21 protein-coding genes and 1 pseudogene are annotated in these 22,414 nt (G+C 53.1%); 5 read left to right on the plus strand and 17 right to left on the minus strand.

What is annotated here, in order from left to right; genetic code table 11:
- Window positions 1-377: 377 nt before the first annotated feature.
- The 4 genes and pseudogenes from D3P07_RS28005 to D3P07_RS01795 form a co-directional block, all read right to left on the minus strand.
- Window positions 378-530, minus strand: a pseudogene (locus D3P07_RS28005) (TFIIB-type zinc ribbon-containing protein); the annotation flags it as partial.
- A 32-nt stretch (window positions 531-562) separates the two neighbouring features.
- Window positions 563-781, minus strand: a complete 219-nt coding sequence (locus tag D3P07_RS01785; RefSeq protein WP_119798368.1) for a hypothetical protein — start codon at window positions 779-781, stop codon at window positions 563-565.
- A gap of 131 nt (window positions 782-912) precedes the next feature.
- Window positions 913-1,227: a hypothetical protein gene (locus D3P07_RS01790; protein WP_119798369.1), complete on the minus strand. Its 315-nt coding sequence runs from the start codon at window positions 1,225-1,227 to the stop codon at window positions 913-915.
- Window positions 1,228-1,309: 82 nt separating this feature from the next.
- Window positions 1,310-1,879, minus strand: a complete 570-nt coding sequence (locus D3P07_RS01795; protein WP_119798370.1) for a xanthine phosphoribosyltransferase — start codon at window positions 1,877-1,879, stop codon at window positions 1,310-1,312.
- 209 nt (window positions 1,880-2,088) lie between these two features.
- Between D3P07_RS01795 and D3P07_RS01800 the strand changes: the two genes are divergently transcribed.
- Window positions 2,089-2,754, plus strand: a complete 666-nt coding sequence (locus tag D3P07_RS01800; protein WP_119798371.1) for a hypothetical protein — start codon at window positions 2,089-2,091, stop codon at window positions 2,752-2,754.
- Window positions 2,755-2,867: 113 nt separating this feature from the next.
- A complete protein-coding gene (locus tag D3P07_RS01805) occupies window positions 2,868-3,914 on the plus strand; it encodes a YkvI family membrane protein (protein ID WP_119798372.1) in 1,047 nt (348 codons plus the stop codon).
- 16 nt (window positions 3,915-3,930) lie between these two features.
- Here D3P07_RS01805 and D3P07_RS01810 read toward each other — a convergent pair whose 3' ends face one another.
- From D3P07_RS01810 to D3P07_RS01820, 3 genes are all read right to left on the minus strand, one after another.
- On the minus strand, window positions 3,931-7,164 hold the full coding sequence (locus D3P07_RS01810; RefSeq protein WP_119798373.1) for an AAA family ATPase: 3,234 nt from the start codon (window positions 7,162-7,164) through the stop codon (window positions 3,931-3,933).
- A gap of 45 nt (window positions 7,165-7,209) precedes the next feature.
- A complete protein-coding gene (locus D3P07_RS01815) occupies window positions 7,210-8,511 on the minus strand; it encodes a metallophosphoesterase family protein (protein ID WP_119798374.1) in 1,302 nt (433 codons plus the stop codon).
- Between the two features lie 83 nt (window positions 8,512-8,594).
- Window positions 8,595-9,734 (minus strand): glycosyltransferase family 4 protein, encoded by a 1,140-nt coding sequence (locus D3P07_RS01820; protein WP_119798375.1) that lies wholly within the window; start codon window positions 9,732-9,734, stop codon window positions 8,595-8,597.
- A 146-nt stretch (window positions 9,735-9,880) separates the two neighbouring features.
- Here D3P07_RS01820 and D3P07_RS01825 point away from each other — a divergent pair, with 146 nt between their 5' ends.
- Window positions 9,881-11,053: a GGDEF domain-containing protein gene (locus tag D3P07_RS01825; RefSeq protein ID WP_119798376.1), complete on the plus strand. Its 1,173-nt coding sequence runs from the start codon at window positions 9,881-9,883 to the stop codon at window positions 11,051-11,053.
- 368 nt (window positions 11,054-11,421) lie between these two features.
- Window positions 11,422-12,753, plus strand: coding sequence for an ABC transporter substrate-binding protein (locus D3P07_RS01830; protein WP_119798377.1), 1,332 nt, complete (start codon window positions 11,422-11,424; stop codon window positions 12,751-12,753).
- Here the strand turns inward: D3P07_RS01830 and D3P07_RS01835 are convergent.
- From D3P07_RS01835 to nrdI, 7 genes are all read right to left on the minus strand, one after another.
- Entirely contained in the window at window positions 12,750-13,355 is a 606-nt protein-coding gene (locus tag D3P07_RS01835; protein WP_119798378.1) for a hypothetical protein, read from the minus strand. The genes D3P07_RS01830 and D3P07_RS01835 overlap by 4 nt on opposite strands.
- A 39-nt stretch (window positions 13,356-13,394) precedes the next feature.
- On the minus strand, window positions 13,395-14,198 hold the full coding sequence (locus D3P07_RS01840) for a PhzF family phenazine biosynthesis protein (RefSeq protein WP_119798379.1): 804 nt from the start codon (window positions 14,196-14,198) through the stop codon (window positions 13,395-13,397).
- Between the two features lie 85 nt (window positions 14,199-14,283).
- Complete coding sequence (locus D3P07_RS01845) at window positions 14,284-14,736, minus strand: GyrI-like domain-containing protein (RefSeq protein WP_119798938.1); 453 nt, start codon at window positions 14,734-14,736, stop codon at window positions 14,284-14,286.
- Window positions 14,737-14,957: 221 nt separating this feature from the next.
- Window positions 14,958-15,866, minus strand: a complete 909-nt coding sequence (gene hprK, locus D3P07_RS01850) for an HPr(Ser) kinase/phosphatase (RefSeq protein WP_119798380.1) — start codon at window positions 15,864-15,866, stop codon at window positions 14,958-14,960.
- Between the two features lie 199 nt (window positions 15,867-16,065).
- A complete protein-coding gene (gene nrdF / locus D3P07_RS01855) occupies window positions 16,066-17,022 on the minus strand; it encodes a class 1b ribonucleoside-diphosphate reductase subunit beta (protein WP_119798381.1) in 957 nt (318 codons plus the stop codon).
- Between the two features lie 52 nt (window positions 17,023-17,074).
- The gene (nrdE, locus tag D3P07_RS01860) at window positions 17,075-19,159 is read right to left on the minus strand and encodes a class 1b ribonucleoside-diphosphate reductase subunit alpha (protein WP_119798382.1); all 2,085 of its coding nucleotides are present in this window, start codon (window positions 19,157-19,159) and stop codon (window positions 17,075-17,077) included.
- Window positions 19,146-19,505, minus strand: a complete 360-nt coding sequence (gene nrdI / locus D3P07_RS01865; RefSeq protein WP_119798383.1) for a class Ib ribonucleoside-diphosphate reductase assembly flavoprotein NrdI — start codon at window positions 19,503-19,505, stop codon at window positions 19,146-19,148. The genes nrdE and nrdI overlap by 14 nt, the downstream gene beginning before the upstream one ends.
- Window positions 19,506-19,792: 287 nt before the next feature.
- On the opposite strand from nrdI, the gene D3P07_RS01870 reads away from it, so the two are divergent.
- A complete protein-coding gene (locus tag D3P07_RS01870) occupies window positions 19,793-20,014 on the plus strand; it encodes a hypothetical protein (RefSeq protein ID WP_119798384.1) in 222 nt (73 codons plus the stop codon).
- Window positions 20,015-20,374: 360 nt separating this feature from the next.
- On the opposite strand, the gene D3P07_RS01875 is transcribed toward D3P07_RS01870, so the two are convergent.
- Genes D3P07_RS01875 through rsfS form a run of 3 tightly spaced genes read right to left on the minus strand, consistent with a single transcriptional unit; the run spans window position 20,375 to window position 22,403 of the window.
- Window positions 20,375-21,097: a class I SAM-dependent DNA methyltransferase gene (locus tag D3P07_RS01875; protein ID WP_119798939.1), complete on the minus strand. Its 723-nt coding sequence runs from the start codon at window positions 21,095-21,097 to the stop codon at window positions 20,375-20,377.
- 41 nt (window positions 21,098-21,138) lie between these two features.
- Complete coding sequence (locus tag D3P07_RS01880) at window positions 21,139-22,059, minus strand: CvfB family protein (RefSeq protein WP_119798385.1); 921 nt, start codon at window positions 22,057-22,059, stop codon at window positions 21,139-21,141.
- Window positions 22,056-22,403, minus strand: coding sequence for a ribosome silencing factor (rsfS, locus tag D3P07_RS01885; RefSeq protein WP_119798386.1), 348 nt, complete (start codon window positions 22,401-22,403; stop codon window positions 22,056-22,058). The genes D3P07_RS01880 and rsfS overlap by 4 nt, the downstream gene beginning before the upstream one ends.
- Between the last annotated feature and the right edge of the window lie 11 nt (window positions 22,404-22,414).

Raw genomic sequence — 22,414 nt, forward strand, 5'->3', positions numbered from 1 at the left:
AGCTTTCCCCGCGACCTAGATCGCAGCAGAAAGCTTGAGTTGAAACATGTCTTTTAGTCAAACAAATCGCCGAATACGTCCAGCACCGTCTTTTTCTTCTTATATGGCCTGCCATATTTGTCATAGCCGTATTGGCCTTGGTTTTTGCCGTAGCCGGCTTGCGGATAACCCTGGTTGAACGGCTGCTGGCCGGAGCCGTAACCGCCCTGTGGCTGTCCATAGCCTGGAGCGCCTTGCGGCGGTGTGCCATACCCGCCTTGCGGCGGCTGCCCGTAGCCAGGCCCCGGCTGAGGCGGCTGTTGACTGTAGGAGCCAGGGGGCTGCTGCGCAGGGTTGCCGCTGGCAGGATCCACGTGCATATGCTGCTCCATCCGCTCATAATCCTGGCGAACCTCACGCACGCCCTGCATCAGCTTCTCCAATTCGCCCCGGTCGAGCCACACGCCTTTGCATTCCGGGCAAACATCGATCTCAACGTCATCTTTTACGACTTCTCTCATGCGTACATCGTCGCATACTGGACACTTCATACGATCACTCCTGATTTTTGATCTTCAAAGCTTTATACGGACGGCGGAGACTTACGTTCCTCCGAGATCGGAATATATCGGTAAGACCTGCTCAGCTTTACGACACGGCGGCTTCGTTTGCGTACCAGGACAGAAGTCTCGTCCCAAGCGACGACAATCCCCAGCACGTCATTGATCTCCATCTCGTCCCGCATGACTCGAACGGTCTCGCCAGATTGCCGATATGCGTCCAATTCCTCTTCTGACACCATAAACGAACTTGTCCTCCTTCTCATGCTGCAATACCAAAACATGCTTACAGCTTTCATTATACTAAAAAACCCCAATGATCACATAATGCGAATCATCGAGGTTTTCAATATACGGCTTTTGGCCTATGCTCTTATCCGACGTGTTCCCGGTTGGTCTCATACCATTCGTCCAGCACGCGCGAAGACATCACACGCTTGCCGATGTATTCGGCTTGCTTATCAGTGAAATGCTCCTGCCAACCGACAGACAGCTCCTCACAAAGCTTCACAATTGTAAGCAGCTCAGACCAGGCAACGTAACGTTTATACCAGAAAAACTGCGGATGCTCAATCATATAAGGATACAGATCATCAAATTCCGTATGCTTGCAGTCCAATGCTCTCTCAAAATGCGTTTTGGCATCGGTCAGTTTCGACTGTAGAAATTCAGCAGACATATTCCCCATCACTTGTGCCTCCCCTCGATCACTTGCCTTTTATTATAAGCGAAATTATCGCTCAGGAAAAGAGTTATACCGCTGGTACATCTTACTCAAATTTGATTTCCCCATTATCGAGGGAAGCGATCTTCACCAGCGACTCCACCTGAATGCCTTGCTCCCGCAAGGTTCTGGCGCCTGCCTGGAATGACTTCTCCACCACGATGCCCATGCCGACCAGCGTCGCGCCTGAGCGCTCGATAATTTTGATCAGTCCGCGTGCAGCGTCTCCGTTGGCGATAATATCGTCAATAAACAGCAGTTGGTCGTCGCTCGACAGGAACTGCTTCGATACCATAATGTCCGTAACGATACCCTTCGTAAAAGAAGGCACACGCTCCATATAAACGTCGGGATCCGCGATAAGCGTCTTCTTCCTTCTTGCGAAGACGAGCGGCACGCCCAGCACGTAAGCTGCAGCGAATGCAGCCGGAATCCCCGATGATTCCACTGTAATCACTTTTGTAATGTTGTGCTCCGCGAATCTTTTGGCGAATTCCTGTCCCATCTCCATCGTAAGCGCCGGGTCAACCTGATGATTGATAATGGCATCCATTCGAAGCACGTCGCTCGACAAGACCGACGACTCTTCCAATATGCGTTGCTTTAATTTTTCCATTCGTAATGACCTCCGCCAAAAATTCCTTTTCGATAACGTACCATAAGCAAGGCAAAATGCGCAACCTGACATATCAGGATTGCCGGCTTGACGATTTTGATGCCTGCAATTTCCTTGAAAGATGAAAACCATTTAATAGAGAAAAAAAGCAACTTTCACACTGTGACTAACGTTTATATACATAAGAAACAAGATTCGGAGGAGCGCATATGAACCTATTTCGGAACGCTCATCACTACCATAGATTACTGCTCGTGCCAGCCCTTGCGCTGACCGTCAGCCTGGCAGCCTGCCAAAGCCCCGACAAGCTGATTGAAAACAAACCCCAGCAGAACAGCGGCAACGTCATCGACAGTCCCCAGAAGTCCTATGACCAGAAGAACGGAGCCACAGCTCCGCCTACTTCGCATCAACCAGACCCCAAAGCTTCGACGGAAACCTCATCGCTGAACAAGACTGGACCCGGAAACTCCGGCCAGCCCGATCAATGGAATCTGGAGAGCCCCCGGCTGAAAGGCGTCGCTATAGGCGATAGCAACGAAGTGATTCACGGCTACTTCGGTCAAGCGGAGGATAGCTACCATCTTGAAGAAGAAGCCGAGTCCATACGCGTACTAGAGTACGACGGCTTCTCCATTGGCCTTGACCAAGGCGGCTTCGTACACTTCGTCGAAGTATTTGGCTCTGATACCCTTGCTGGCCTTAGCGGACTGCGAATCGGCGATGAACCGGAGAAGGCGCTGAAGGAGCTGGGCAAGCCCGACTCTCGGTCAGACTATCTCTTTATCTATGATGCGGCGGGCGCCACGCTCAAGCTGGATGTCAACCCCGATCGGGATGAGATTGTCTCTATGAAGCTGCTCGCACAGGGCTAAGCCCTGCAGCATCGCAAGTTGTACAAGCGATTTTCCAATAATTATGTCATGCCTGTCCCTCCTTGGACATACCTTCTTAATAGAGAAGGCAGTCTGATCGGAGGAAGGGTACAATGCAGAAGCGGACAGGCCAAGTATTGCAGATAGCTTCAACTTATATGGGAACCATTGTTGGTGCAGGTTTTGCCACCGGACAAGAAATATTGCAGTTTTTTACGAGATTCGGCTACTGGGGATCGATAACAATCGTTTTGTCTACAGCTCTGTTTATTTGGCTAGGCACCAAGATGATGCTAATATCTAGTGAGATTCGCGCAAAATCGTACGAGGATTTGAACAAAGCGCTGTTCGGTGATCGTTATGGGCGCTTGATCAGCCTCTTCATGCTGGTTATCCTGCTTGGCGTCACCGCTGTTATGCTGGCAGGCGCAGGAACAATCTTTTACGAACACTGGAATATCTCCTACCAAGCCGGTCTCTTGATCACCATTGTGGCCAGCTTCTTTCTACTGCGCAAAGGCATGAAGGCTATCCTAACTGTCAACGCAGTCGTTGTGCCCGTCATGCTTCTATTCACGGTGCTGGTCATGATTGATACCTTCCGGACGCCAGGCTCGGACAAGTTCATGACGCTGGTCACCGATTATTCGCCTTGGGCCGCGTGGGCCTCCCCTTTCCTGTATACCGCCTTCAATCTCTCGCTTGCACAAGCTGTACTCGTTCCGCTGGGCGCGGAAATTCGCGACAGAAAAACGATCGTTATCGGTTCTTGGGTCGGAGGGATCGGCATTGGCTTCATGCTGCTGGCCGGCCATATTGCGCTATCCGTGCATATGCCGGGCATTCAGCAGTTCGCTATCCCCATGGGCGGTATCGCCAGACAGCTAGGCTATTATGTGCAATTCATTTATATTTTCCTAATCTTCGCAGAAATTTTCACAACCTTAATCGCCGATATATATGGCTTGACGCTGCAGCTGCAGGAACGGATGAAATGGTCGCGAGAGATGCTGACGATTGGCGTGCTAGTAATTTGTTATTTGGCCAGCCAGATCGGCTTCGGCCCTCTGCTCTCTACGCTGTATCCGCTATTCGGTCTTATCAGCCTGGGCTGGCTGGTGCTCATGATACGCAAAAAAGTCGCCTACCGACGAACGTAGGCGACCTTTCATTCAGCTAACTTTTTACTGCGGCCGTATCCAGATCCACGAGCTTGGCTTCCGGACAAGCGGCCAGCAGGGCGTCACGCGTATGCTCCTGGCATGTAAAGAATAGAATCTGCCGTTCCCCGGACAGCTCCGCCACTAAGTCTGCAGCAGCCTTTAGCCGGTTGCCGTCGAAATTGACAAAAAGATCGTCCAGCATAAGAGGCAGCTTGGTACTTTGCGAGGACTCCTTGGCAAGCGCAAGCCGCATGGACAGGTAAAGCTGTTCAGCCGTCCCGCGACTTAGGAAACTGCTGTCCAGTACAGTGTTGTCTCTGTCTTCAACCCGGATGCCTGAACGGCTTGGATCGGCGCTGACTCTCAAATAACGGCCCTCCGTCAGCTTGTTTATATAATAAGAAGCGTTGCGCAATACGATCGGCTGTCTCTCCTGCTCGTAGATGCGCTTTGTCCGCTCGATCAGCGATTTGCTAACCGACAAGACCGCATAACGCTCCATATCAGTGTCAAGCCCTGCCAGAATCATCTCGCGTTCGGCAAGCAAGCGCTGGCGCTCTCCTTCCTGCAAAAGCTGCTCCATTGCGGCACCTAAGGCGCCCTTTCGTTCCAGCAGCTCCCGGTGATCGTTGATCAACCCAGCTTCTTCCTGCCGCAGCTCCTCCAGAGTACCTGACAGCATCGCTTCATCGGCATGAATCAGAAGCTGTTCCACCTCTTCCCATTCCTCGTCTGCAAGACCTGCTGTAAGCTCTAGTTGAAGTCTTTGCCTCTCTTCTTCAAGCTCCGTCCATAGGCGAAGATGCTCGAGAGCGGCTGCATATTCCGCTTCCAGCGCAAGCCCTGCTTCTCCGATCGCAGCACTCATCTTCTGTCCGAGCGCATCGAGCTTGCTCACTTCATCAGCCAGCTCCAGATTCACTTCCTGCATTCGCGCTTCTAAGACAATAGCTTCCCTTCGAATATCGGCGTGCCTCCTGCACTCGGCCAGCAGCGCTTGCAAGCCAACTGCAGCATCTTGCTGAAGCAGCCGCTCGGCAGATTCGACGCCTTCGCATAGCTGCGCCGCTTTCCGTTCATGCCGGGACAGCTCCATGCACGCCGCTTCCCGGCGTATCGTCATTCGATCGTATCGCTTCAGCTGCTCAAGCGCCGACTCAGCGAGCTCGAAAACTTCCAGCGCCGCCGACGGCGACATGGTGCCGGGCAGCGACCGTGCGGACAGCCACTCTCGCCATTGCCGGGAGAAGTCTTCCGAGCGCCGCATTAATTCGTCCGCCGCCGCTTCCCGCTCACTGGCCGATTCCCGATATCGCGCCAGACGGCTCTCCGCCTCGTCATGCTTCATACGCCATATCTCGTATTCGCCCAGCGCTTCGATACGCTCTTGCACCTCTTGCCGGATCATTCCGCGAAACATGCTGCCGGACTTACTTGATATGCTTTGGCGATATTTCTCCAGAAATTCCTCTGTCCGGCTTTCCGCATCCTTCATCATGCCGGCAAGCGCCTCCCGCACCCGCTGCTCGCCTTGTCCGACCGTGCGGCGACGGCTTCTGCCGCCAACTGACCGAGGTTTTGAATCCGCAGCCGGGTCTCTCAATCTCAGACTGATCCATAAGCCGATGAAGACCCCGCCTGCTCCGACAGCGGCTGCCGCGCCAAGCATCCTCGCTTCGCCCAGCCAATTGAGCGCAGAGGCGCCGCCAAGCACTACAGCTGCTCCTGCCGCAATGATCGCCCCTGCCATCCTATTGCTCCAAGAGGTCCTGCGAGCAATAGACGAACGGTGCATTGCTTCAGAATCTGGCCCAAGCTCAAGCTCCCATTCTCTTAACGCATCGTCCAGCTCATTCCAAGCTGCCATCAAGCCGCTCTTTGAAGCCGGGTACAGCGAGAAACGCCCTCTCTCACTGACGTGAAGAACCTCATTCGCCCGTTGCATCCGGCTCCTTGCTTCGTCGAGCTGAACAACCATTTCTTTCTCCTGCAGGCGAAGCGCATCAAGCTCGGATGCCAGTCGTTCTTCATGACGAAGCAGCGAGTGCGCCCGCTCCTGCATTGTGCGCGCGTAATCGCGGTCCGCAATCGTTACATTCAATTCACGCAGCTGGCGCTCGGTCCACTCCGGCGAAATGCTCGTGACCAAGCCGCCGATTGCCTCATCCAGCAATCCCAGCTCATTCTCCCACTCCGACACTTGTTCCCTCAGCGCATGCATTCGCTCCGCGGACTGCAACGCGGCTTCTGTATCCACCGTTCTGGCAATCAAGCTGTCGTTATAATGCATCTCAGCCAGCTGTCGACCCAGTCTTCCGGCTTCCTGCTTCAGAACATCCCTTTTCCCTTCAGACGCCTGACGCTTGTTCAGCCAGTCTTGCCAGGCCTGCTCGGCTCCAAAAGGCAGCGATTCCGTATAACGGTACTTCTCCGCCTCAGCTGCCGCCTGACACATGCGCAGCCAAGCCGACCTGGATGCCAGCGCCTTCTGCGTATATCTGAGCTTCAGCTGTACCTTTGGCAGCCGATCAGCAATAGCCTCCAGTGACTTTACAGCATATTCTTCATGCTGCTTGCACTGATTGTAACCTTCTATGCTGTCTTCAAGACGTCTCCATTCCGCCTCAAGCTGCTCCAGCTTCCGGAGATTGGCATTCATACGCTGGTTGGTTCCTCTGGGCTTGAACAGCTGCTCCAGCTCCTGGTTGATTTCTTTCTCGGCAGCCGCCACCGCTCCCCCGCTCTCCCATCCCGCCTGATAGAGATGACGGCCAAGTTCCGCGCCCGACAAGATGCCTACTTCCTGCAGCTCCGTCAGCGTGACCGCATACAAACCCCGGAACAGCCGCTCCTGGATGCCGCCCAAATATTGAGCCTCCCATTCCCGCTGTTCTAACATCCGTTCCTCAAGGCTTGCGGACTCATAGGCAGTTCCCCAGGAATCAGATGCTTCACGCAATCTCGGCTTGCCACCCGCTTCATCTGCGTGCCGGAGCACATAATAGGATTTCCCGAAGGCATCGCGGAACAATAGTCGCCCTCCATGCCGTCCTCCATAAAGCGGTTCGGACCGTAGAGAGGGATTGGAGCGCCGGGCAAAGCCGTACAGCATCGTTCTCAAAAAACCGAACAACGTGCTTTTGCCCGCTTCGTTCGGTCCATATACAACGATAACCGGCGCATCCAAATCCAGGCGCCGGTTATGAAACCTTCCGTATCCTTCTATGAAAGCTTCTTGCAGCTTCATTCCGCTACCTCCTGCCTGCCCGGATCGGTGAAATCGCGCTCGCTCTTATGAACGGCGGTTATCGTCACCATCTCCGGCCATCAGTCCTAAAGTCAGTTCCTTCGCCTGCTGAAGCCATTCCTTCTGCAGCGCATCCCACTTCTCCCGGCCGATCCGATTCAGCTTGGGATGATCGGCCATCTCCGCAACCGCCAGCCCAGCCAGCTCCCGCCATTGCTCCTCGTTCTGCTGGAGTCTTGTGCTCAACCGGAACAGCTCCCCGGCAAAGCTGTCTTCTTCCTGCAAGACCTGCCAATCGATAGGAGTATTCGTGGACGACGACAACCCGTAGACATAAATCCAGCGCCCGCCAGACTCATTCGGCCAGCTCGCTTGCAGCTGATCAAGCCATGCCGCAAGCGATGCCGGCTGGCTAACCGTCCGGTGAAGCACCCCGCTGCCCGTCAGCCGCAGCCGAAGCATCAGGGAACAGCCTTCTCCGCCATCTTGCCTCTCTTCGCATTGCGCTACTCGCCGCTCCAACACTCGCAGCAGCTCTTGCTCCGTCGTAATCCCTTCGATCGATACCTCTTCCTCTAGCCACCGCACCTGGTCCAGCGGGATAAAACGCATATCTACTTTCCTTGCTTCCGACACATCGACCACGTAACAGCCTTTGGCCCCGGTTTCCTTCGGGTTTCGGCCCTGAAGGTTCCCGGCATAAGCGATATGTGGATATTCATGCAGAAGCTCACGCTTATGGATATGTCCGAGAGCCCAATAATCAAAGCCGCTGCCAATCAGCTGCTCAAGTGTACAAGGCGCATAGGGGTCATGTGAGGCGATGCTTCCCACATTGCCGTGCAGCAGCGCAATATGATAAGGCGCTTCCGGCGCTGTCCGATAGGTAGCAGCCAGATTGCGCGTCTCGGCACGCTCCCCATAAGACATGCCGTACACGTATGCAGCAAGCTCGCCTGTCCTCCGGTAAGCTGGCAGGCCAGACGGCCGCGCCGCGCCAAATATATGTACATTCGGCGGAAGCTCCATCTGAGCCCGCTTGCCGCCCAGATGATCATGATTGCCGTGAATGGCATAGACCGCTATCCCCTCCGCTGCAAGGCGCCTCCATTCGTGGAGCAAAGCCAGCTGCGCGCGCAGCGAGCGATCGGCCTCATCGAAAAGATCGCCGGCAATGACGATAAAATCAACTTCCTCCGCAATCGCAAGATCCGTCAGCTTCTTCAGGGCGGCGAAGGTCGATTCCGCAAGCCCTTTCCGGACGGCTTCCGGCGCCTTCGACAACCCCTTGAACGGACTGTCCAGATGCAAATCGGCTGCGTGGATGAACCGAAATGACACACTCATACCGTCACCAGCCTTTTATGATGCAAATATAATGATATTCGTTTTGCCTAATCAGAAGCCGCCCCGGCTGCAAATACCGGCAGCTACTCGGGCTTGCCTCCCGCATTCACTTCGTTGTACACCTTCTTCAACTGGGAGATAACACGCTGGAGCGAATACGCTTTTTTCGCCTTGTCCCAGCCGGACCGGGCCAAGTTATAGCGATACGTCGGATCAACGACTACCTTCTCCAGCGCATCGGCAAGCGCGATAGGGTCTTCGGGCGGTACGAGCAGACCGTTCACGCCATCCTCAATCTGCTCCGCAATGCCTCCGACATTCGTGCCCACAAGCGCTAGCCAGCAGAGAGCCGCTTCGGCAAATACCGAGCCGAATGCCTCAGCGCGCGAGGGCAATACGAACACGTCGAAAAACGGCATGAACTCTTCGGGATGGAGCATGTACCCGTAGAAGATGATATCGTCATACAGATCAAGCTTCTGAGCCAGCTCCTCCAGCTCTTCGCGTATCGGTCCGTCGCCGATAATATGAAGCACGAACGGATAACCTCTGCGCTTCAGCTCCGCGCATGCATGAAGCAGCACATCGATCCCTTTGGCAGGGACTAGACGGCATACCGTAATTAACTGCGTGACTTCGTTCTCATGGGCGATCGGCTTGAATCTTTTCTCGTCAAAACCATTCGGAATCACTTTTATGCGTTCGGGATGATCGATGTACGGAGACAAATAGGTGCGGAAGGATTCCGATACAGTCATCAGCTTGTCTGCCTTCAATTCCAGCTCACGGTAAATCGAAGTCAGGAAGCGATGCTCTATGCTGCCTTCTTTAATCTTGCCATTGAGAGTAAGCTCGCGCTCGTAACTGGAGTGCAGCGTCATAACAAGCGGAGTATCCGGGAACAGGTCCTTCATGACCATCGCAGCAATAGGGTGATGCGCATGAATGATATCGTACGGCTTCTGAATACGCATACGCGTCCACCAAACGTAATCTTTATAGGTTTGGATATATTTATCGACGAGCGGATTGCCGATATAAGGGGTAAGATCGAACGTTCGGAACGAGACCTCTTCCTGGCCTTTGTTTCTGACCCGCTTCGGGAGGGAGAACAATTCCATCCCCCATCCTAGCTTATGGAAGCGTTCCTGAATGTAAGGGATCATAGACGATACGCCGCCGGGCTGTTCCGGAGGAAAAAATAACGCTTGCAATATATTCATTTGTCCCAGCTCCTGATAGTTTCTAAAGCGGTGATCGCTTCGAATGCTCGTTAACTTCTGGCTTCAACTTCTACTGAAATATGATATAATAGAACGTATGTTTCTGTAAAGTTTGCTACTTATCCTACAATATTGGTGGTCGGACGATGACAATCATGCAATGGCTGACAGGCCCGAACGGGCAATTATTTTCCTCTTCATCGGTAATCGTAATCTTGATCCTGATGCTCTTCATGTCTATAAAATTATACGTAAGCTACCGCAATAAGCATACATACCAGCTGCTCATTACAGCCATATCGCTCAGCATTGTCCGGCAAGGCGCGCTGGTTGCCCTGGCGTTTCCCGGATGGAATCTCTCGCCGTGGCTCTATTTGCTTTCGGACGTGCTGCATATTGTTTCATTTATTATTATAAACTTTGTGTTCATGAAATTATATACTTACCGATCTGCACAGCTTCGGATTGTGCCGTTCGCCATCATGTCGCTCGCTACCGTAGGCTTGGCTGCCATTCAAGTCGCCATCCAGCCGTTCGAGGGCATGGACAGGTCTTCGGGGGACTTCGCCTTCCCTATGCTTGATGTGTACAGTATCGTCGTTACCCTCATTATATTGCTTGCAACGCGAAGTGCCGACATGAACGGCAAATATTATACGGGTCTGGTCGTCTTTTTCATCTACGAGCTGGCACGCGCCGCCGAAGGCTACGTATTCCACGGATCTCAGCCCTGGCTGATTCTGCTCGCGATGCTGATGCCGATTCTATACTTCTCGCTGCTGTTCATGCTGTTGTTCGAATGGGTCATCGAACGGCTAATGTCGACCTATCAGTCCTCTATCGTCGACGGCTTGACGGGACTGTACAACCGGCGGCACTTTAACACCAAAGCGGAGGGCTTGCTTGCAAGCAGCAAATCCGTGGCTGTCATCTTCTGCGATATCGATAACTTCAAGAAACTGAACGATACTCAGGGACATCACAAAGCGGACGGGGTGTTGAAGCGCGTCGCCGAAATCATTAAAGAGGAATCCAGCGGCATTGGCGCTGCCGGGCGGTACGGCGGTGAAGAGCTGCTGGCTTGCATCAGCACCGACCGCGTCAAGCCGGAGATCGTGGCGGAATCGATACGCAGGCGCGTAGAGTCCGAGACGATCGTGACGATCAGCGTCGGATTCAGTACCACCAAAGACACCTCCTCCGTCCAGGAGATGGTCAAGCTTGCGGACGAGGCCATGTATTATTCCAAAACAAACGGCAAAAACCGCGTCACCGCCTATAAAGCGATTCCCGCTTCCAGAAAGGGAATGAGTCTATAACGAATGAAGGGAAGTATCCGCATGCTTGATGCATGCGCGATGCTTCCCTTTTTTTGATTCGGCGATCTGGTTGACGGGCTGATTATGGACACAGAAATAAATAGACTAATAAATGGGCCAAGAACATTTTCAGTTGCAGCGACCGGGTCCATTCCTTACAGCTAAAGCCTATGCTGCTTCAGCAACTGAATGTGATTAGAATGCAAATCCTCATTAGGAGGAATAGCTCGACGATCCCGCTTCACATGTCCTCCTTATGTGAAATCTTCCATATTTGTGCAACTATATGTGGACAGGTGTCGTTCCTATAAATAGATTTATAGATATGAGTTTCATAAAATGTTGAAGAATTCAAGGAGGATGTGCTATTGAACCGATATAGCAGGGCAGGAATTGCTTGTTTGATGTTGCTCGCCGTTTTTGCCCAGGGATGCTCAGAAATCGGCATCGGCAAGAAAAATCCGCCGAACATTACCGTCAAAGTGATTGCACAGCCATTAGAGCGGTTCACCAGTTTCGAGCCTTTGCTGCGCGAACAATTTCCCCATATCACATTTGAAGTGAGGGATCCGTATGATGAGTTACGCAACTCGGATGTGAACAGATCGCCTGAGGATCATTCGGATGCAATAGCTGCAATCGTCGAGGATACGAACGCCGATTTGTTTCTCAACTTTTCTCCCGACTTATACATAAAGCATTATCCGCTGCTGGATTTGGCCCCGCTTCTCCAGGTTTACGGAATTGAATTAAACGATTATCAAAAAATAATGGCCGATCAACTAACGCGGGCAGACGGCAGCTTGACGGCGCTGTCTCCCACATTCAACAAAAACGTGCTTTTTGTGAATGCGAAGCTATTGCGAGAGGTGAATGTGGACGAGCCGGATAGTCCCATGACTTGGGAAGCATTCAGGCAAACCGCAGCTGCGGTCAAAGAGCAATCTCCGGAAATCAAAAGCTATATGAGCCTCACACCCCAGCTATGGAATCTGGAATGGTACGGGCGAATCATTATGGGCTGGAACATAATCGAGGATAACCAGCTGACGCTGGAACGACCAGAGTGGCGTCAATTGTACGAGCAGCTTTTCGAGGATGGCTTGGAAGAAGCCATTAGGGATAGTAAAACGTATAATCCGCGCACCTTTGACAACACGGGGCTGTACATTACCGGCGCGCATTATATCCGTTCTTTAATAAAAGGCGGTTTTTCGTCTGAGGACTGGTCCATTGTCCCGCTGCCGCGTGATCCGATGAACCAGCACCCCGTCTCGATCTCGCCAACAAATTCATTTGCTATCCATGCGGAGAGCGAATATATCGATGATCTGATGGAAGTCGTCGCCTATCTCATGAGCAAAGAAGCCGCAGCGCGAATCGATGCCGATGTAATTGGAAGCACTGCAGGCCAAGAACTGGAGGCCATGCATAACCCATTCGGCTTCGTCACCTATCCGGATGAGGTCTCTTATCATCCGTTTTCGACTCAGGCGATATTCGAGACTGGCGGCGCGAATACGCCATTATCCACAGCTACTCTTTCCAATGCGGCGTACGGTCATCTGTACCTTACGTTCGAGGAGCAATTCAAAGCCGTTGCCAAAGGCGACCTGACGTTCGACCAAGCCTGGGAGCGCGTCGCTAAGACCGTTGAGGAGATCAACAACGATCCGAACAACTTTACCGCTGCCGATTAGCCAACGTTTACGCGCCTGACGGGCGCAATGCTGCGCTGCAAGCCGAGAAATTCGGCTTGCAGCTGTTTTGCGAGCCCGCTCCGGCTCTCCAAGCCGAGAAAATCGGCTTGCAGCTGCTTTGCGAGCTCGTTACGGCTCTCCAAGCCGAGAAATTCGGCTTGCAGCTGCTTCCTGAGCTCGCTCCGGCTCTCCAAGCCGAGAAAATCGGCTTGCAGCTGCTCACTGAGCTCGGTCCGGCTCTCTAAGCCGAGAAAATCGGCTTGCAGCTGCTTTGCGAGCTCGTTACGGCTCCCCAAGCCGAGAAATTCGGCTTGCAGCTGCTTCCTGAGCTCGCTCCGGCTCTCCAAGCTGAGAAAATCAGCTTGCAGCTGCTTTGCGAGCTCTCTCCGGCTCTCCAAGCAGAGAAAATCGGCTTGCAGCTGCTTCCTGAGCTCGCTCCGGCTCTCCAAGCCGAGAAATTCGGCTTGCAGCTGTTTTGCGAGCTCGCTCCGGCTCTCCAAGCCGAGAAAATCGGCTTGCAGCTGTTTTGCGAGCTCGCTCCGGCTCTCCAAGCCGAGAAAATCGGCTTGCAGCTGCTTCCTGAGCTCGCTCCGGCTCTCCAAGCCGAGAAATTCGGCTTGGAGAGCCCTTCCCCGCCCAGCTTACTCCGCAAGCTTGCCGCGAAGCACCGTCACGGCTTGTCCAGACAGCAGCACACGGTCGCCTCTCATCTGTACGCGGACATAGCCGCCTCGTTCAGAGGCCTGATACCCAGTCAGCTCGTCACTGCGGAGCCTCCTGCCCCAATAAGGAGCCAGCGCGCAGTGCGCCGAACCCGTCACCGGGTCCTCATTTACGCCGATCCCGGGGAAGAAAGCGCGAGAGACGAAGTCGTAGCTTGCTCCTTCTCCTCTCTGCTCTGCCGCGCTTGTCACAATCACCCCTCTACTCTGCAACGACTTCAGCAGTTGAAAATCCGGCTGAAGGGATCTTACCGTAGCTTCGCTATCCACCTCGACCAAGTAATCCATTCGATTGCGGCCGACATAGCGCGGGATAAGTCCAAGCGCCTCAATCAGCTCTTTCGGCGCATTCACAGACTCTACCGGTTCGGCAGGAAAGTCCATATTCACCCACTCTCCGTCCCGATCCACCGTCAAAATGCCGCTTTTCGTATGGAAGACAGCTGTTTCACTCTCCGTGATCACGCCGATATCCCATAAAGCATGAGCCGCCGCAAGCGTCGCATGTCCGCACAAATCGACCTCTGCCTTCGGCGTAAACCAGCGCAGCGTGAACCCCTCATTTCCTTGCAAAACAAATGCCGTCTCCGACAAGTTCATCTCCGCCGCAATCTCCTGCATTCGCAAGTCCGGCATTGGCCCCTCCATTACACAGACAGCCGCCGGGTTTCCTCTAAAGGCTTCTGCTGTAAATGCATCAATAATATGAAGCGTCAATCCCATCCTGTCAACATCCTTTCCACCCTCACATTGATCCACCATCATTCTACAAAAAAAAGAACCTGCTTTTCGCAAGCTCTTCGTATCATTAGTCTTTCAACGGGATCAGAAGCTCGACCGGCTCTTCCTCCCAATGCTGCTCATCGATATAGAACAGCTCCAAGGTGACGGCTTGCTCGTTCTTCTCAAGTCCCTTTTCGTTCATCCAGGCATGCAATTGCTCATACCCTTCGCCAATCCGCTTGTTGGAGCTTGCGACCATCGCATAGCGGTGGGCAGGAATTGTGAGCTGCACCATGCCTTCCGGCACTTCGTCCAAATGTTGAACCTCATAGCAAGCCCAATACGTTGCAAAAGCTTCATTCCCAAAGTTAGGGCTGTACAGCACAGTCGATTTCACATTATCGTTCAATTCATGCTTTCTGGCGAGAAACTCGGTTTGCAGCCGGATCGCTTCATCCGGGAAGGATGAATACGGACCGCAATAACTGATTCCAACGAGTTGCAAAGCAGGCTTGATGACGATCGAGCAGTTTTCCACGCTTTGTTCCTCCTTAACGTTTTGTCGAACAAAACCGGTATCAAAGGCATTGGCTGGCATCAGGCTGTTCTCTTGCATGGCTTCATCACCGAAACGATACCGTAGGATGAGCTTTCACAACGCTAGTGTAGCATGAGTTCCCATTTAAAGGATAGTTTTTTCGAAAATAATCATTTGAAACCTTCGTGAACGAACCTGAATTCGGCTAAAAGCTAAAATAGCTAATCACATTCCAGCCGCTTCATGAAATCTTCCACCGCGCTATAGCCCTGCTGCTTCAAATACCAGTTATTCGCCGCCGCTTCGATCAGGCCCGCCACATCGCGGCCCGGCTGCAGCTGAATTTCAAAGTGGGGAATTTGGACGCCCATATATTCCACGAAACTAGGCTCCAGGTCCAGATCGTTATTCAGATCGTTTTCACGCCACCTGGTCAGCTCGATATCAAGCGTAATGCGCGTCTCGTCCTGGAACGCCTTGCGGCCGTACAGACGGACCACATTCACGAGCCCCACGCTGCGCAGCGCAAGAAATTCCTTCGATTTCTCGTTATGGCTGCCCAGCAGCGTCTGCGAGCTCAGCTTCTTGAGCACCACGATATCGTCGGCGACAAGCCGGTGCCCGCGCCGGATCAGCGTATGAGCGGTCTCACTCTTCCCTACGCCGGACTTGCCGCGCAGCAGAATGCCAATGCCCGACACATTCAGGCAGACGCCATGTACGGCGATCTCAGGCGCCAGCCCCTTTAGAAGATAAGCGTCCAGCATGCCAACAAAAGCAGCAGTAGGCTCTTGCGTCCGAAGCAGCGGGATGCCTTCCTCCACACAATGCTTCGTCAAATATTTCAGCCCCTCCTGTCCGGAGGTGACGATGAAGCATGGCGGATGATACTTGACGATATTGCCGATATGGAAGTTGCGTTCGTCCTCCGTCAGACGGTGGAGATACGTAATTTCTTTTTTGCCCAAAATTTGCACATGCTCCTGCGGGAAGAAATCAAAGTATCCCATAAACTCCAGACCCGGCCGATAGGCGCGAGCCTTCAAGATTTTCCGGTCCAAATGCTCAGTGCCCACAAGCACCTCAAGGTTAAAGCGGCTGGCCAGCTCCTTTACGGCAATAGACTTCATGATTCCGTCTCCCCTCCTGCGATTATAGCGATTCCCCCGCCCATCTGAGACGGCAGCGTGAGCGCATCGCCCCCTGATGATTAATTGCTGCTATCACCAGCTTACTAGAGAACCTGCCGCCTTGCAAAAATCGCCCCCGCCTTGCCAAAAGGCATAGTCAGGAGCGATCCTAGTAGATCCTATGAGTCAAGCTCTCGAATTAGAAGTTGAAGACGAAATCGTCGTCATTCAACGGCTCGACGTGAATCGTGCGCACATAACCGTTGCCCTTCTTGGAGAAGAAGTCATGCTGCTTCGTATGCGTGCTGATGCCATTGAATACGATCGGGTTGACCGGCTCCTCCGGGAAATGCGGCTCCATGCCAAGGTTCATGAGCGCTTTGTTCGCATTGTAGCGGACGTAAGCCTTCACTTCCTCTTCCAGGCCAAGCGTGCCGTACAGGTCGTCCGTGTAGATCACTTCGTTGTCGTACAGCTCGTTCAGAAGCGCGTAGATCTCAGCTTGCAACGATGCCTGCTCATCTGGCGTGAACGTCGCAAACAGCTCTTGAGCGAGTACGCCGACATATAGGCCGTGGATGCTCTCGTCGCGCAAGATCAAGTCGATGATCTCGCCGCTGCTTGTCATCTTGCCTTGGCCCGCCAGGTACAGCGGATAGAAGAAGCCGCTGTAGAACAGGTAGCTCTCCAGGAATACGGAAGCCGCCATCGCTTTGTACAGCTCTTTCGGGCCCGTAATGTTCGAATACCAGGAAGCAATCAGGTTTGCTTTCTTCTGCAGCTGAGGATTGTCCTCGACCCACTTGAAGATCGCATCGATCTCTTCGCCGGAAGCCAGCGTCGTAAAGATGCTGCTATAGGACTTGGCGTGGATTTGCTCCATCATGGACATGAAGGACAATACAGCCTTCCGCTGCAAGCCGTCTACATGCTCCAGAATTTTCGGCATGCCGACGCCGCCTTGTATCGTATCAAGCAAGGTCAGGCCGCCGAGCACGTTTTTGTACAGCGTGCGCTCGTCGTCCGTCATTTGCATCCAGTCCATTTTATCATCGGATAACGGAATTTCTTCGTCCGTCCAAAATTGCATCACGTTCTGCTGCCAGAACGTCAGCGTGAAATCATCGTCCGGGCGATTCCAGTTAACTGCTTTCATAGTAGGCATGCTCCTTCTTTGCTACGTAATCATAAAACCTTCGTAAGCCGGATTAAACGGCGCAGCTTGTGCATTCTTCGACAGACAGGCGCTTCGTCCGTGTGTAGTACAGGGATTTCAGGCCTTTCTGAGCGGCATAGACGTAGAAACGCGCCAGTTCGCGAGTCGTTACGTTGCTGTTCACGTGCAGGACGCTAGAGATGCCTTGATCGATATGCTGCCCGATTTCGGCGATCAGGTCAATCAGCTTGAACTGATTGATGTTGTACGCCGATTTGTAGTAGAAGAAATTATCCTGCGACAGGTACGGCATCGGGTAATACGTCGTCGAGTTCGCGTAAGTACGCGTCTCGATATGCTCGACGATTGGCATTACGCTGGATGTTGCGTTCTGGATATAGGAGATGCTTTGCGTTGGCGCAATCGCCAGACGGTAAGCGTGGTACAGGCCATGCTGCTGCACCTTCTCCTTCAGCTCTGCCCAGTCCTGCGGGGACGGAACATAGATGCCCTCGAACAATTCCTTCACACGATCCGTCTTCGGACGGTAGTCCGTCTCCATATAACGCGTGAAGTACGTACCCTTCGCATATTCGGAACGCTCGAAATTTTTGAATGTAGCGCTGCGCTCCTTCGCAATCTCCATGCTCTTCTCCAGCGAGTAGAAGTTCATCATCATGAAGAATGCACTTGCGAAGTCTTTCGCCTCGTCGCTCTCATAAGCGATTTTGTTCTTCGCCAGATAGCCGTTCAGGTTCATCGCGCCAAGACCGACGGAGTGAAGCTCTTCGTTCGCTTTGCGGACGCCCGGCGCGTTGTCGATCTTCGACAGGTCGCTGACCGTCGTCAGCGCTTCGATGCCGACATGGACCGATTCTTTGACTTTTCCGCGTTCCATTACATTTACTATATTGAGAGACGCCAGGTTGCAGCTGATGTCGCGGCGAATGACGTCGTCGAAGCCGTAGTCGTTAATTTCCGATGTTTCTTGCAATTGGAAGATCTCTGTGCACAGGTTGGACATTTTGATCGAACCGATATCCTTCAACGCATGCACGCTGTTGGCATTGGATTTGTTCATAATGTATGGATAACCGGATTCCAGCTGAATGGAAGCGATCTTCGTCAGCATGTCGCGCGCGTTCATGACGGTTTTCTTCGTCACTTGGTCGTTCGCAAGCAATTCCTCATACATCTCATCCATATCCATATCGTCCAGATGCTGGCCGTATGCCTTCTGTACCGAGTACGGTCCGAAGACGACAAGCGGACGGTTCTGTGCAGCCAGCTCATAGAATTTGTTCGGAATGATCAGGCCGATGGACAGTGTCTTGATGCGGGACTTCTCGTCCGCGTTGATTTTTTTGCAATCCAGGAATTCAATGATATCCCAGCCGAAAATGTTGTAGTAGCCTGCTCCGGAGCCTTTGCGCTGACCCATTTGGTCCGCATAGGAGAATGCATCCTCCATCAGCTTGAGGACCGGCATAATGCCTTTCGCCGCGCCTTCTACGCCTTTGATCGGTTCGCCGCGTCCACGCAGCTTGGACAGGTTGACCGCTACGCCGCCGCCGATTTTGGACAGCTGCATGCATGTCCCAAGCACATAGTTAATGGAATTGAGGGAATCGTCCATCTCCAGCAGGAAGCACGAGACCATCTCGCCCCGGCGGCTCTTACCCGCGTTCAGGAATGTTGGTGTCGCCGGCTGCAGACGCTGCTCGATCATCGCGTCCGCAATGCGAAGCGCGCGCTCGGCATCGCCTTCACCCAGACTCAGTGCTACGATCGCCACACGATCGGAGTACTGCTCCAAATATTGAGCTTTATTGTTCGTCTTCATCGCATAGTCCTTGTAGAACTTGGACGCCGCCATATACGATTGGAATTCGAAGCCGCTGTTTGCCGTCAGATTGAATACAGCTTCTACTTGCTCATATGTATATTTTTCGAAAACGTTATCATAGTAGTCGTTCTCGATCAGGTAGTCCAGCTTCTCGCGCAACGAAGAGAATTTCACGCTTTTCTCTTCCACTTCCGCCATGAACGCCCGTACCGCCTCTTTGTCTTTCTCCAGTTGGTAGAATCCGTCCGCTCCGCGCTGCATCAACTCATTATTTAATTCAATATGCTTCAATTGCCTGCACCCTTTCGACAAAATGTAACGTATCTTGACTCGTTCCCGATAACTCAAACTTCGATATGACAGGCACATGATACTTCTGGGAGATGGTATCCGCACTCTTCGCGAAACCCGGTCCCCAGTTGCGATTGCCGCTCGCGGATACCCCGCGCAGCATATTATGGTTCATCTCGAGGAAGGAATTGACCTTCTCCGGCACTTGTCCAAACCCGGTTGTATAAGTGACCAGCACGAACGGCTCGTCTACTTGTTTCTGCTCGTCAATCGGCACTGCACGCATATTCAGTTTTTTGATGAAACGTTTGACATTGCCCGTTTTGGAATCATAGACAACTAGCACCGCACACCCGCTCCCTTACTGAATTTCAGCAATCAAAAAGCGCTTCTGACCGTCGCTAGCAGGCAGACGCGCTTCAATACAATTTACTAGGCTAGATGTTGAAAAGCGCTATATCCATCAACATCTAGTTGCTGTTTTTGATTTTACATCAAGATATAGGTCTCGTCAATGAAAATTATGGAGAATCTATGAATCCCTTTTTGGAAGCTTTTTAGGCGCACTCGACTATTTTAACAGATACGGCTATGATGGGATAGTGACATTTTATAGCTATCTTGGAGGTATCCATGGAGAACAAATTAACACCGGAAGAGGCCCGCTTAGAGCTGCTTGAGTTGCATCGTGAAGCCGGCCGCGAGCAATCGGGTCTGCTGTCCTATCTGGCTGATCTGGAGGCCAAATGCAAGCGTCTGGAGGACGAGAACCGGAAGTTCAGGGATGCTGCCGCGCGAAGAGCGTCGTCCGCAGTGTCGATGAACAGCCGTCTCAAGGATGCGCTTAGAGAGTAATCGCAACAACATAAGGGATTTGCCAGCCGAGCATCGCGTTTTTCTATTGTCGAATAATGGCGAATTTTCTTTAGACTTATTATAGAAGGAACATGGCGCGTTCCCGCTTGGATTTTCCTTGTTCGACAGGCTACGGCATAGACGGAATGGCTGTCATAGGTCCAATCTCACGACGCGCTGAGAGGGCTTAAGACAGGTTTGGGGAAGTTCCCCCTATAAGGAGGAACGGCAAACGCTGCAAGCATCTGTAGGGGCATTGGAGCCGTTCAAAAGGATATGGCGACCATGCACAGCCTTTCCCTTTATCCGTAGAAAAAAGCCTCCGCCGCGTCAAGACGCAGGGAGGCCTTATTTATGATTTTATTTGACGGCCGCAAAAAACAGCCGTTCTGAATTTGCGTCGGCGGGCTTCAGCTCGAAGTCCGCATAACGATCAACCTTATCGAAACCCGCTCGCTTTAATGCCGCTTCCACCCAGTCGGGATCGTAGGCACGCTGCCTGTGCGTCTCCTCGAAGCGGTAGAAGGAAGCGTTCCGGTCGCGGGCGAAGATCGTCAGATGATGCTCGATCTGGCAGCGGGATTCCTCGAAATCGCAAGTCCAGATATACGCAATATCCCGCTCATCCAGGACGAACGGCTGCTCCTCCGCATAACGGATGAATTGCTTGGGCGGATGCATGTCGAACAAGAACGACCCGCCTGGCTTCAGCGCGGCGAAGGTGGCGCGGAACGCCGCCTCCACATCCGCTTCCTCTGTCAAGTAATTCAGACAGTCGCAGAATGAGATCACGGAGTCTACGGGCTCCGCCATCTCCCATCGGCGCATATCCTGCTGCAGCCAGCGAATCGTGCCTGTACGGGGCCGAATCGCTTGCTGGGGCGTCTCCTCCCACTTGCTGCGGGCAACAGACAGCATATCAGCCGACAGATCGATGCCGTACACATGGAAGCCGGAGCGAGCCAGCGGAATAGATAAGCTGCCTGTGCCGCAGCCCAGATCCACGACGGTCCCCGGCATGCCGTAACGCGACCAGCCTGCCCGGGCAAAGCCCAGCCATTCGGCATAGGGCATATCCTCCATCAACTGATCGTACACGAGCGCGAATTGCCCGTACGATTGGCTCACTCCTTCTCCACTCCCTCTGCGCCTGCGGGTGGTTCGTCAGGGGAAGCCAGATAGGTCCAGCTGCCCTTCTGCGTGACAAGCCCATCCTTCATCAGCTTGCCGAGCGCCCGCTTGAACGCCGATTTGCTAATGCCGAATCTTTGCTTGATCGTCTCCGCTTCTGTCTGGTCAGAGTACGGCATGCCGCCGCCCGGACGCTCCTTCAGGAATGCGAGCAGGCGGTCGGCATCCTCCACCCGTCCCACTTCCTTGCGTTCGGTCATGGACAGATTGACGCGGCCGTCCTCGCGGATGAATGTGACACGAGCGCGCACGCGTTCGCCGAGGCGAAGGGCTCTCGTACGGTCGGGGCTTGGAATAAGACCATATACGCCAAATCCGATGACGCCTCCGTCTACGATGACGAACGAGCCCATCTGAAGCGTCTTGGTTACCCAGCCCTCTACCCATGTATTGCGCCATGCATCGGGCGCATGGAATACAAGCGGAGACAGCTCTTCCTCGAAGGCAATCTTGGCGACGAGCCTTCCGATCTTATCATGCTTCATCACCACGAATACCTCGTCACCAGGCAACGGACGGTACGTAACGCTCTCCGGCAGCTCAGACAACGGCAGCAGCAGATGTCTGCCTAGTCCCATCTCCAGAAAACAGCCTAGCTTCGGATGCACGTCTACGACACGCAGACGCGCCAGCTCGTCTAATTGGAGAAGCGGCTTCTTCATCGTAGCTGCAATCCGGTCTTCGGAATCGTAATAGATGAACACCTCGACCGAATTGCCAACCTGAGGCTTCGAGCCGACCAGCTCCGTGTAATGGAGAAGCACTTCCGATTCGCCGTCGCTTAGGAAGTACCCGTACGGAGACACCTCTCGCGATATTTTGAGCGTATAGGTCTGACCGGCAACAAGGCTCATGCGAATTCCACAACCTTAGCGTCGGACCATAATCTCTCGATATTGTAATATTCACGCTCTTCGCGATGGAAGATATGGACAACTACATCGCCCAAATCGATAAGCACCCATCTTGCGGAGTCCATGCCCTCCATGCCGCGAATACGCACGCCTGCGAGATCCGCCTGCTTGCGCACCTCAGTCGCAATGGCTTGCACCTGAGTGTCCGAGTTGCCGCTGCAGATGATGAAATAATCTGCAACAAGGGAAATATCCTTCAGATCCAGCGCAATAACGTCCATTGCTTTTTTATCTTCAGCGGCTGTCACCGCTATTTTCATTAATTGATTGGATTGTACTGCCATCATATACCTCC

Origin of the sequence: Paenibacillus sp. 1011MAR3C5, from assembly GCF_003591485.1 — a bacterium.
GTDB lineage: Bacteria > Bacillota > Bacilli > Paenibacillales > Paenibacillaceae > Pristimantibacillus.